General features: G+C 18.1%; 11 protein-coding genes and 1 tRNA gene. 7 read left to right on the plus strand and 5 right to left on the minus strand.

All coding sequences use genetic code 11. From position 1 onward, the window contains the following. Window positions 1–69 precede the first annotated feature (69 nt). From dnaX to htpG, 3 genes are all read left to right on the plus strand, one after another. Window positions 70–1,161: a DNA polymerase III subunit gamma/tau gene (gene dnaX / locus AB4W47_RS01130; RefSeq protein WP_367670452.1), complete on the plus strand. Its 1,092-nt coding sequence runs from the start codon at window positions 70–72 to the stop codon at window positions 1,159–1,161. A 206-nt stretch (window positions 1,162–1,367) separates the two neighbouring features. Next, window positions 1,368–1,697 (plus strand): YbaB/EbfC family nucleoid-associated protein, encoded by a 330-nt coding sequence (locus AB4W47_RS01135; protein WP_367670453.1) that lies wholly within the window; start codon window positions 1,368–1,370, stop codon window positions 1,695–1,697. A gap of 42 nt (window positions 1,698–1,739) precedes the next feature. Then, window positions 1,740–3,644, plus strand: coding sequence for a molecular chaperone HtpG (htpG, locus tag AB4W47_RS01140; protein WP_367670454.1), 1,905 nt, complete (start codon window positions 1,740–1,742; stop codon window positions 3,642–3,644). A 53-nt stretch (window positions 3,645–3,697) separates the two neighbouring features. On the opposite strand, the gene AB4W47_RS01145 is transcribed toward htpG, so the two are convergent. Further along, a tRNA-Ile gene (locus AB4W47_RS01145) sits at window positions 3,698–3,771 on the minus strand. Window positions 3,772–4,414: 643 nt separating this feature from the next. On the opposite strand from AB4W47_RS01145, the gene hslV reads away from it, so the two are divergent. The 4 genes from hslV (at window position 4,415) to truB (ending at window position 7,790) form a co-directional block, all read left to right on the plus strand. Continuing rightward, window positions 4,415–4,942, plus strand: a complete 528-nt coding sequence (gene hslV, locus AB4W47_RS01150) for an ATP-dependent protease subunit HslV (RefSeq protein WP_367670455.1) — start codon at window positions 4,415–4,417, stop codon at window positions 4,940–4,942. A 13-nt stretch (window positions 4,943–4,955) separates the two neighbouring features. Then, window positions 4,956–6,287: an HslU--HslV peptidase ATPase subunit gene (gene hslU, locus AB4W47_RS01155; protein ID WP_367670456.1), complete on the plus strand. Its 1,332-nt coding sequence runs from the start codon at window positions 4,956–4,958 to the stop codon at window positions 6,285–6,287. 158 nt (window positions 6,288–6,445) lie between these two features. Continuing rightward, window positions 6,446–6,799, plus strand: coding sequence for a 30S ribosome-binding factor RbfA (gene rbfA / locus AB4W47_RS01160; protein ID WP_367670457.1), 354 nt, complete (start codon window positions 6,446–6,448; stop codon window positions 6,797–6,799). A gap of 43 nt (window positions 6,800–6,842) precedes the next feature. Further along, on the plus strand, window positions 6,843–7,790 hold the full coding sequence (truB, locus tag AB4W47_RS01165) for a tRNA pseudouridine(55) synthase TruB (protein WP_367670458.1): 948 nt from the start codon (window positions 6,843–6,845) through the stop codon (window positions 7,788–7,790). Between the two features lie 75 nt (window positions 7,791–7,865). Here truB and accD read toward each other — a convergent pair whose 3' ends face one another. From accD to AB4W47_RS01185, 4 genes are all read right to left on the minus strand, one after another. Further along, a complete protein-coding gene (gene accD, locus AB4W47_RS01170) occupies window positions 7,866–8,720 on the minus strand; it encodes an acetyl-CoA carboxylase, carboxyltransferase subunit beta (protein WP_367670459.1) in 855 nt (284 codons plus the stop codon). A 25-nt stretch (window positions 8,721–8,745) separates the two neighbouring features. Then, complete coding sequence (gene adk, locus AB4W47_RS01175; protein ID WP_367670460.1) at window positions 8,746–9,411, minus strand: adenylate kinase; 666 nt, start codon at window positions 9,409–9,411, stop codon at window positions 8,746–8,748. 189 nt (window positions 9,412–9,600) lie between these two features. After that, the gene (gene epmA, locus AB4W47_RS01180) at window positions 9,601–10,572 is read right to left on the minus strand and encodes an elongation factor P--(R)-beta-lysine ligase (RefSeq protein WP_367670461.1); all 972 of its coding nucleotides are present in this window, start codon (window positions 10,570–10,572) and stop codon (window positions 9,601–9,603) included. 110 nt (window positions 10,573–10,682) lie between these two features. Beyond that, the gene (locus AB4W47_RS01185) at window positions 10,683–12,410 is read right to left on the minus strand and encodes a proline--tRNA ligase (RefSeq protein WP_367670462.1); all 1,728 of its coding nucleotides are present in this window, start codon (window positions 12,408–12,410) and stop codon (window positions 10,683–10,685) included. Between the last annotated feature and the right edge of the window lie 230 nt (window positions 12,411–12,640).

A 12,640-nucleotide genomic window follows, 5' to 3' on the forward strand; every position in this document is an offset into this window, starting at 1 on the left:
TTTTCTTATATAAAAAATTTTAATTTAATAAAATTTTTTATCAATAAAATATAAATAATTTTTAATTATATGACTTATAAAGTTCTTGCTTTAAAATGGCGTCCTAAAAATTTCAATGAAGTTGTTGGTCAAAAACATATAATAAAACTATTAATTAATAGTTTATTTTTAAATAAAATTCATCATTCATATTTATTTTCTGGTACAAGAGGGGTTGGTAAAACTACTCTAGCAAGATTATTAGCTAAAGGATTAAATTGTTATGTTAATAATATAGGAATTCCATGCAATAATTGTAATAATTGTAAAGAAATAGAAAAAGGATATTTTATTGACTTAATAGAAATAGATGCAGCTTCTAAAACAAGAGTAGAAGATACTTTAGATTTATTAAGTGGAATAAAATATATGCCTGTTAAAGGAAAATATAAAATATATTTAATTGATGAAGTACATATGCTTTCTCGTCATAGCTTTAATGCTTTATTAAAAACTTTAGAAGAACCTCCTCAACATGTTAAATTTTTATTTGCTACTAGTGATATAAATAAATTACCATCAACAATTCTTTCTAGATGTTTACAATTACATTTAAAATGTATAAATGTTAAAAATATTAGTGATCGTTTAAAATTTATTTTAAAATCAGAAAATATAAAAATAGATAATAAATCATTAGATTTAATATCTCGTTCCGCAAATGGAAGTATGAGAGATGCTCTTAGTTTAACTGATCAAGCTATTGCATTAGGAAATAATAAAATTTCATTTAATTCTATATCAGAAATGATTGGAATAATCAATATTGAACAACCAATATTAATTATTGAATTTTTAATAAAAAAAGATATTATTAATTTAATGAAAGAAATTTCTAAATGTGCAATCTATGGTATAGATTGGGATTCTCTTTTAAAAGAAATTTTAAAAATTTTGCATTATATTGCAATGAAAAAAATTCTTAAAGATAATTTTATACATAATTTAGAATTCAATAAAGATATAATTAATAGAATTATAAATATTTCAAAAAATTGTTCTGGAAAAAATATTCAAAATTATTATAAAATAATAATAACTGGTAGAAAAAATCTTTTATATTATCCTGAACAAAGAATTGGAGTAGAAATAATATTATTACAAATTATTCAATTTAATTGAAATATATGATTTATATAAGTTTTTTAAAAAAATATTCAATTAATATTAATTTAAAAAATATTTTTTAAATTAATATTAATTGAATATTTTTTTAAAAAACTTATAATTAAATTTTAAAATTTTTTTTAAAAATAAAATTTAAAAAATAATAATTAATAAATATATTTATTTTGATATTTTAAAATTTTTCTTTTAGAGAGAAAATTATGTTTAATAAAGAAGATATTAATAATTTTATAAAACAAACTAAAATTGCTCAAGAAAAAATCAATATAATACAAAAAGAAATAAATAAACTTAAAATAATAGGAGAATCTGGTGCTGGATTGATAAAAGTTACTATAAATGGTTCATATAATTGTATAAAAGTTAATATTAATAAAAATGCATTATGTGATAATAAAAACATATTAGAAGATTTAATTGCTTCTGCATTTAATGATGCAATTAACAAAATGATAAAAATTAAAAAAAATAAAATATCTTTATTATCTGGTAATGAAGAGTTACTTGCTAATTTAAAATTACTTTTTTAAAATATTTTTTAAATAAAAATTTAATAGATTGAGGAATCTATCATGTCTATAAAAGAAACAAGAGTATTTGAATCTGAAGTAAAAGAACTTTTGCATTTAATGATTCATTCTCTTTATTCAAATAAAGAAATTTTTTTAAGAGAATTAATATCTAATGCATCAGATGCATCAGATAAATTAAGATTTAAAGCATTATCAAATCCTAAATTATATGAAGGAAATAGTAATTTATTTGTAAATATATCTTTTGATAAAAAAGATTCTTCAATTACTGTTGAAGATAATGGAATAGGAATGACTTATAAAGAAGTTATAAATAATTTAGGAACTATTGCAAAATCTGGTACTAAATCATTTTTAAAATCTATTAATAAAGATGTTAAAAAAGATCAATCATTAATTGGACAATTTGGTGTAGGATTTTATTCATCATTTATTATTTCTAAAAAAGTTGTTGTATATACTAGATATGCTGGATATCCAATTAATAAAGGAGTTTTATGGGAATCTACTGGAGAAGGAAGTTATAATATTTCTTATATAGATAAAGATAAAAGAGGTACAAAAATTATTCTTTATTTAAGAGATAATGAAAATGAATTTCTTGATGATTGGCGTTTAAAAAATATTATTAATAAATATTCTAACCATATTTCATTACCAGTAAGATTAAAAAAATCTTTTGAAAAAAATAAAGAAAATAATAATTTAAAAAAAACTGATGAATGGGAAACAATTAATCAAGCAAAAGCTTTATGGATTCGTAATAAATCAGAAATTAGTGAAATAGAATATCAAGAATTTTATAAATATTTATCTCAAGATGTTAATGATGCATTAATTTGGAGTCATAATAATGTTGAAGGTAGTCAAGAATATACTAGTTTATTATATATACCAAAAAAATCATCATGGAATGCTTGGGATAGAAATAATAAACATGGATTAAAATTATATGTTCAACGTGTATTTATAATGGATAATGCTAAACAATTATTACCAAATTATTTGAGATTTGTAAAAGGATTAGTTGATTCAAAAGATCTTCCATTAAATATTTCTAGAGAAATATTACAAGATAATACAATTATTAAAAAAATAAAATTATCATTAACAAATCGTATTTTATCAATGATAAATAATTTTTCAGAAAAAAATGAAAAAGAATATAATAATTTTTGGAATGAATTTGGTTTAATCTTAAAAGAAGGACCAGCAGAAGATTCAATTAATAATAAAAAAATTTTAGAATTATTACGTTTTTCTACTACATATAATAAAAAAGAAGAAGAAAAAATTTCATTAAAAACTTATACAAATAGAATGATAGAAAAACAAAAAAAAATATATTATATATCTTCTGATAGTTATTCTTCTGCTAAAAATAGTCCACATTTAGAATTATTAAAAAAAAATAATATAGAAGTTTTATTACTCTTTGATAGAGTTGATGAATGGATGATGAGTTATATTACAGAATATAATAATATTCCATTTGCATCAATATCTAAAATAGATTCTTCATTAGAAGAATTATTAAATATAAAAAATATAGATAATAAAAAAGAAGATAATACAAAAAATACAGAACTTTTTGTAAAAAAAATAAAGAATTATTTAAATGATAGAATAAAAGAAGTTAAAATTAGTTATAGATTAGTTGAAACACCTGCAGTATTAACTACTGATTCTAATGATATGTCTACACAAATGGCTAAATTATTTGAAGTTTCTGGGCAAAAAGCTCCAGAAATAAAATATGTTTTTGAAATTAATATAAATCATAAATTAATAAAAAATTTATATAATATAAATAATGTAGATTTGTTTAATGAATGGGTAGAATTACTTTTTGAACAAGCTTTACTATCAGAAAAAGGTTCTTTAGAAGATCCTAATAAATTTATAAAAAGAATAAATAAATTAATTTTATTAAAAAATAATTAAAATATATTTAAATATTTATATAAAAATTTTTAAATATAATTATTTTTATTTTATGGCCCCTGCTGGACTTGAACCAGCGACCTAGCGATTATGAGTCGCGTGCTCTAACCAACTGAGCTAAGGGGCCTATATATATTTTATTTATTTAAATAAATATATAATTAAATATATATAATTTTTTTAAAATTTATAATTATATTATTTAAAATAATTTAAAATTTATTTAAAAAATTAAATATAATTATTTATATAAATAATTATATAAATAAAATTATTTAATAATTTAAATATTTAAATTATTAAAATAATTAAATAAATTATATATAATTTATTTTATATTACAAGTTTTTATTTTAAAAATATATAAATTTTTATAAAATATAAATAAAATTTTTTAAAAAAATTTTATTTATATTAATTTTTATTTTTGTAAATTTTTTAATTTTAAATTAAATATATTCTATTATTAATAATAGCATTGATATAGAATATATAGTATAATATTATTTAAATATAATTTAAAGTTTATATAAAAATATTTTTATTTCATATATAATTAATATTAATATAAATAAATATTTTAAAAAATAATTAATTAAATAACTTTTAATTATCTCTTTATTTAAAATAAATAATTTAAAATAAAATAAATAATTATAATATTTTATATTTTTTTAAAATTTTATAAAATTAATATAAATTTTTATTAAAATAATTAAATATAAATAATAATTAATTTTAAATATATTAAATAAAAAAGGAGTAATATTTTGACAACAATAGTAAGTATACGTCGTAAAAATCATGTTGTCATGGCAGGTGATGGCCAAGCTACTCTTGGTAATACAATAATGAAAGGAAATGTAAAAAAAGTTCGTCGTTTATATAAAGAAAAAATTATTGCAGGTTTTGCTGGAGGAACAGCTGATGCTTTTACTTTATTTGAACTTTTTGAAAAAAAATTAGAAATACATCATGGTCAACTTATTAAAGCTGCAGTAGAATTAGCAAAAGATTGGAGAACTAATCGTATTTTAAGAAAATTAGAAGCTATTCTTGCAGTTGTTGATAAAAAAGCATCTTTAATTATTACTGGAAATGGAGATGTTATTCAACCAGAAAATGATATTATTTCTATTGGATCAGGTGGTCCATATGCACAATCTGCTGCTCGTGCATTATTAGAAAATACCAAATTAAGTGCTAAAAAAATTGTTGAAAAATCTCTTAAAATTGCAAGCGATCTTTGTATATATACTAATCATTTTTCATCTATTGAAGAATTAATATCTAAATAGTAAGGATTATAAAATGTCTAAAATGATTCCTAAAGAAATTGTATCTGAACTAGATAGTCATATTATTGGACAAAATGATGCTAAACGAGCAGTAGCTATTGCATTAAGAAATCGTTGGAGACGTATGCAATTAAAAGAAGATTTAAGACATGAAGTAACACCTAAAAATATATTAATGATTGGTCCTACTGGTGTAGGAAAAACAGAAATTGCAAGACGTTTAGCAAAATTAGCTCATGCTCCTTTTATAAAAGTAGAAGCAACAAAATTTACAGAAGTAGGATATGTTGGAAAAGAAGTAGATTCTATTATAAGAGATTTAACTGATATTGCAGTAAAAATGATTCGTATAGATTCTATAAAAAAAAATCGTTTTAAAGCAGAAGAATTAGCAGAAGAACGTATTTTAGATATAATTTTACCTCCAGCTAAAAATAGTTGGGGAGAATCAGAAGAAAATAAAGAATTTACAAATACTAGACAACATTTTAGAAAAAAATTAAGAGAAGGATCTTTAGATTCAAAAAAAATAGATATTAATATTTCATCATCTCAAATGGGTGTAGAAATTATGGCACCTCCAGGAATGGAAGAATTAACTAATCAATTACAATCTATGTTTAAAAATTTATCTAATAACCAAAAAAAAAATCATAGAGTAAATATTAAGGAAGCTATGAAACTTTTAATAGAAGAAGAAGCTTCTAAATTAGTTAATCCAGAAGAATTAAAAATTAAAGCCATTGAATCTGTAGAACAAAATGGAATTATTTTTATAGATGAAATAGATAAAATTTGTAAATATGGTGAAAATTCAGGTCCTGATGTATCAAGAGAAGGAGTTCAAAGAGATTTGTTACCATTAGTAGAAGGATGTACAGTTACTACAAAACATGGAATAGTAAAAACTGATTATATTTTATTTATAGCATCAGGATCTTTTCAAATATCTAGTCCATCAGATTTAATTCCAGAACTTCAAGGTAGATTACCAATTAGAGTAGAATTATCTGCATTAACTAGTAAGGATTTTGAAAGAATTCTAACAGAACCTAATGCTTCTTTAACAACTCAATATATTGCACTTATGGCTACTGAAGGAATAGAAATTGTTTTTACTAAAAATGGAATTAAAGGTATAGCTGAAACTGCATGGAAAATTAATGAAAGAACTGAAAACATTGGTGCTAGAAGATTACATACAGTTTTAGAAAGATTAATGGAAGATATATCTTATAATTCAGATAAATATAAAAATAAAAAAATATCTATTAATTCAAATTATGTAAAAAATAGTTTAGGAAAATTATCTTCAAATGAAGATTTAAGTAGATTTATTTTATAAAAAAATTAATTTTTTTTAAATAAATAAGTTATTAATATTTTATTTATATATAAATATAAAATTATTTATTTTTAAATAAAAAATTAAATATTTTTAATAAATAAAAAATATTTTATTTAAAATAAAATATTTAATAAATTTTATTTTAGGTATTTTAAATGGAATGTTATAAAATTCGTAATATTAAATTATGTCAAGAAATAAAAAAATCTATTTCTGTAATTTTACAAGAAAAAATATCTGATAATAGAATTAAATATATTTATGTTATTGAAGTAAAAATTTCTAGAGATTTATCTTATGCAAAAATTTTTATTAATAGTATTAAAAAAAAAAATATTAATGAAATGAAAAAAAAAATAAAAATTTTACAAAAAGCTTCTAAATTTATAAGATTTTTTTTAAGTAAAAAAATTAATATTCGTATAACTCCTAAACTATATTTTATATATGATAATTCATTAGAAAAAAGTATAAAAATATATAGTTTATTAAAAAATATAAAAAAATAAATTTAATATATTTAAACAAATTTTATATAAAATATAAAAATTTATGAATTTTTTAATAAAAAGCAAAAAAAAAAATATTAGAAAAATTAATGGAATATTATTAATAGATAAACCCTCTGGAATTTCTTCTAATGCAACATTACAAAAAATTAAAAAAATATTTCATGCAGAAAAAGCTGGACATGCTGGAACTTTAGATGTATTAGCTACTGGAATGTTACCTATTTTTTTTGGAAAATTTACTAAATTATCTCAATATGTATTAAATTCTGATAAAACTTATAAAGTTGTTGCTAAATTAGGTAAAAGAACAAATACCATGGATTCAGAAGGAAAAATTATTAATATTCGTCCAGTAAAAATAAATTTTTTAATTTTAAAAGAAAAAATTAAATATTTTTATGGAAAAATATATCAAATACCACCTATGTTTTCTGCAATTAAATATAATGGTAAAGAATTATATAAATATGCAAGAAAAGGTATAATATTACCAAGAAAAAAACGTAAAATATATATATATGATATTAAAATATTATTTTGGAATAAAAAAATAATAGAATTATATATTCATTGTTCTAAAGGAACATATATAAGAACTATAATAGATGATCTTGGTGAACTTATTGGATGTGGTGCTCATGTAATAAAATTAAAAAGATTATCAGTTGGAAATTTTTTAAAAGAAAAAATGATATCTATAAAAAAATTAAAATTTATATATAAAAATAAAAAAAATTTACAAAATTTTTTTAAAAAAATTGATAAATTTTTATTGCCAATAAATAATAAATTATTGAATATAGATTCAATAAATATTTCTTATGAAGAATTTAAAAAAATATTTAATGGTAAAGAAATATATATTAAAAGTTTTATTAAAAATACTTTTGTTTATATAACTCAAGGAAAAAAAAAAATATTTTTAGGAATTGGAAAAATAAAAAATAAAAAATTAAAATTATATTTTTTATATAAAAATTTTTTTTAAAAATAATTATTTTATTTATTTAAAATAAAATTATTTATATTAAAAATATTATTTAAAATATATATAAAATTAAATTTATTTAAATTGATATGTAAGTTTATTTAAAATAGATGCTAAACATTTTCTCATATCATTTCTTTTAACAATCATATCAATAGCTCCTTTTTCTAATAAAAATTCACTTCTTTGAAATTTTTTAGGTAATTTTTCTCTTACAGTTTGTTCAATTACTCTTGGTCCAGCAAAACCAATTAATGCTTTTGGTTCTGCAATATTTATATCACCTAACATTCCTATACTAGCTGAAACTCCACCCATAGTAGGATCTGTTAATACTGAAATATATGGTATATTATTTTTTTTTAATTTAGATAATGCAGCACTAGTTTTTGCCATTTGCATTAAAGAAATAAGACCCTCTTGCATACGAGCGCCTCCACTTGCTGAAAAACATACTAATGGGCATTTATATTTTATTGATTTTTCTACAGCATAAACAAATTTTGTACCTACTACTGAAGATAATGAACCTCCTATAAAAGAAAATTCGAATGATGCTGATATTATTGGAATATTATATAATTTTCCTTTCATTACTATTAGTGCTTCTTTTTCTTGTGTTATTTTTTGAGCATAAATTATTCTATCTTTATATTTTTTTTTATCTTTAAATTTTAATATATCTTTTGGTTCTAATTTAGATAAAAGTTCATGTTCACTTCCTATATCTAAAAAACTTTTTAATCTTACACGTGCACGCATACGCATATGATAATCACATTTTGGACATACTTCAAGATTTTTTTTTAATTCTTCTTTATATAAAATTTGACTACAGTTTTCACATTTTGTCCATATTCCTTCTGGAATATTAGATTTTTTTTTAGTATATTTTACACTTTTTTTAATAATTTTTTCAATCCAACTCATAAATAACCTTTTATATAAAAATATTTTAATATTTTTTAGGAAAATATTTATCAATAATTTTAAAAATTTTTATACTAGTTTTTTGTATATTATTAAAATTATTTATTTTAAAAAATTTAATATTATTATTTAAAGATTCTTTATAAAAAAAATTTATTAATGGATAAGTTTTTTTATAAAAATTAATTAAACGTTTTTTTATAATTTTTTTATTATCATCTAATCTAATATCAAGTAAATCTCCTGTAATATCGTCAATCATATGATTTTTAGGTGGATTATATTTTATATGATATATTCTTCCAGATTTTGTATGTATTCTTCTTCCTGATAATCTTTCAATTATTATTTTTTCTGGTGTAAATATTTCAAAAACTATATCTATAGTAATATTTTTTTTTTTTATTAAATTAGCTTGTTTAATTGTTCTAGGAAATCCATCCAACAAATATCCTAATTTACAATCTTTTTTATTAATACGATTTTTAATTAATTTTATAATTATTTTATCATCAACTAATTTTCCTTTTTTAATAATATTAAATACTTTTTTTCCAATATATGATTTTTTTTTTATTTCATGTCTTAGAATATTTCCTGTAGAAATATGAGGTATTTTATATTTATTTATAATAAATTCTGCTTGTGTTCCTTTTCCTGATCCAGGACAACCAAATAAAATTATATTCATAATATTTATTGTATTTATAAGTTAATAATTATATTTATAAATTTATAAAAAAATTATAAAATATTTAATAATAAATAATGTATTAATTTAATTAAATATTTTATAACATTAAAAAAATAAAATTTATAATAAGTTTTATATTATTAAATATATAAAATTTTATATAAATATTTTAAATTAAACTTAAAATTATGAATTTTCTATAGAAAAAGATATTATATCTTTTATATTATTCATTTTTGTTAATATCATTAATAAACGATCTATTCCTATAGATATTCCAGAACATGAAGGAAGTCCATATTTAAGTGCAGATATAAAATATTTATCAATTTTTTTTGTAGAAATATTTAATAATTTTCTTATATTATTTTGATTATTAAATCTTTTATAATGTTCAGATAAATTAGTTAATTCTTGAAATCCATTAGCTATTTCGATTCCTTTGAAATAAATTTCAAATCTATTAGAAACTTTTGAATTTTTTTTATTAATTTTAGAAAGTAAAGATTGTTCTATAGGAAAATGATAAACAACAACTGGTTGAAATTTACCAATATTAGGTTCTATAGCTATAGAAAAAATTAATTGTAATAATTCATTTTTATTTAAAGATAAAACAGTTTTTTTTTCTATATTTAATAATATAGATTTTTTTTGTAAATTTTTAATTTTTTCTTTAAATGGATCTATTCCTAAATATTTTATATAAATATTTTTATAAGATATTTTTTTTATTTTTTTATATGAAAATATTTTTTTTAGAAGTTCATCAGATTCTTTTATTAATTCTTGCATACCAAATTTTGGATTATACCATTCTAACATAGTAAATTCAGGTTGATGTAATCTTCCGATTTCTCCATTACGAAAACTATGACATATCTGAAAAATAGGACCACTATTAGCTGCAATTAATCTTTTCATATGATATTCTGGACTTGTAATAAGATATAATTTTTTTCTTATATTTAATTTTTTAAAAACAGTTTTAAATGATTTTATATGTGCATCAGTAACAGTAAATTTACTTAAAATAGGTGTATCTACCTCTAAATATTTTTTTTTATAAAAAAATTTTCTAATTTTTTTTATAAAAATTGCTCTATTAATTAAATTTTTAATAGATGATGTAGGTTTCCAAGAAGTATCAATAGACATAATTTTATTAAAATTTATTTAAATTTTTAATTAATAATAATTTATAAATTTATTATAAAATATTTTATATAAAATAATTTTTAAAAAAAATTTTAAATTTATATAAAAACTTAATTTTTTATACATTTATTTAAAATAAAATCAATAATATAATTTATATTAATAATTTTTTTTGAAAAATTATTTCTATTTTTGTATTCAACTTTTTTATTTTTTAAAAAATTATTTCCAATAATTATTACATTAGGTATTCCAATTAAATCCATATCTTTTAACATAACTCCTAAAGTTTCTTTTCTATCATCTAATAAAACATCAATTCCATTTTTAATTAATTCATAATATAATTTTTCAGAATATTTTTGAACTTTTTTATAAAAATACATACATATAGGAACTATTGATACTTGAAAAGGAGATAAATTTCTAGGCCAAATAATTCCATTTTTATCATGATTTTGTTCTATAATAGCAGCTAAAATTCGTGAAATTCCTATTCCATAACATCCCATTAATAATGGTTTTTTAAAATTATTTTTTAATTGTATTTTTGCATTAAATTTTTTAGAATATTTTTCTCCAACTTGAAATATATGACCAACTTCAATTCCTTTTATAATCTTTATATTATTTTTATCTTTTAAATAAATATTTTTTTTATTAGATTTGCATAAATCTACTATTTTAATTAAAGAACAATTTACATCTCTTTTCCAATTAATATTTAAAAAATATTTATTATTTATATTTGCACCTGATATAAAATAATTCATGATTGATATATTATAATCAATAAATATTGGAAATTTAAAATTTACTGGACCTATAAATATTTTTTTTATTCCAAATATTTTATATATTTTTTTATCTGTAATTATAGTTAAAGGAATTTTTATATTAGGTAATTTTTTTACTTTATTTATATTTAATTCATAATCTGCTCTTATCATTAATACAATAAATTTATGACAATAATTTTTATTAGCTTTTATAACAATAGTTTTTACAAACTTATTAAGAGGTTTATTAATATTTTTTGATATTTCAAATAATGTATATTTATTATATATACTAATTGTAGATAATTTTTTTTTTGTATTTAATATTTTGACATTTGGAAATTTTTCTTTAAAAAAATTAAAATTTGTATAAGAATTTAATTTTTTTGAAAAAATAATTTTATCTTCTCCATTTTTATTTATAGAATGAAATTCATGAGATAAATTTCCTCCAATTTCTCCATTATTTGCTTTTATTATACATATTTTTAAATTTAATTTTTTAAATATATTATTATATGTTTTTTTTATAATTTCATATGTTTTATTTAAAGATTTTTGATTTTTATGAAAAGAATAAGCATCTTTCATTAAAAATTCTCTAGATCTTATTATTCCACAACGTGGTCTTATTTCATCTCTAAACTTTGTTTGTATTTGAAAAAAAGTTAATGGTAAATTTTTATGAGAAATTATTTCATTTTTAAAAATATTTGTAATAATTTCTTCATGAGTTGGACCTAAAATAAATTCTTTTTTACTACGATCTATAAATTTTATTAATTCTAAACCGTATTCTAAAATTCGTCCACTTTTTTTCCATAAATTTATTGGTTGAGAAATTGGCATTAATATTTCTAATGCTCCAATATTATTCATTTCTTTTCTTATAAATTTTTTTAATTTATTTAATACACGAAATCCAGTAGGTAACCATGTATATATTCCAGATGAAATTTGTCGTATCATACCAGAACGAATCATAAGTTGATGACTTATAAGATTAATATCTTTTGGAATTTCTTTTAGTGTAGAAATAATATATTGACTTGTTCTCATCGAATCCTTTATAAAAAATATTATAATTTATAATAAATTATTTATTTTAAATATTTTATAAAATTTTTAAAATTAATTATTTTAATATAAATATTTATTTAAAATTTATATATATAAATATTTATTTAAAATTTTATTTATTTTTTTAAAAAAATATTTTATATATAAACTATATTTTATTTACATAAAAAATAAATATTTATTTTAAAAAAAAATAACATATTAAATTA

Origin of the sequence: Sodalis-like secondary symbiont of Drepanosiphum platanoidis (genome assembly GCF_964059955.1) — a bacterium.
In the GTDB taxonomy this organism is placed as follows: Bacteria; Pseudomonadota; Gammaproteobacteria; order Enterobacterales; family Enterobacteriaceae.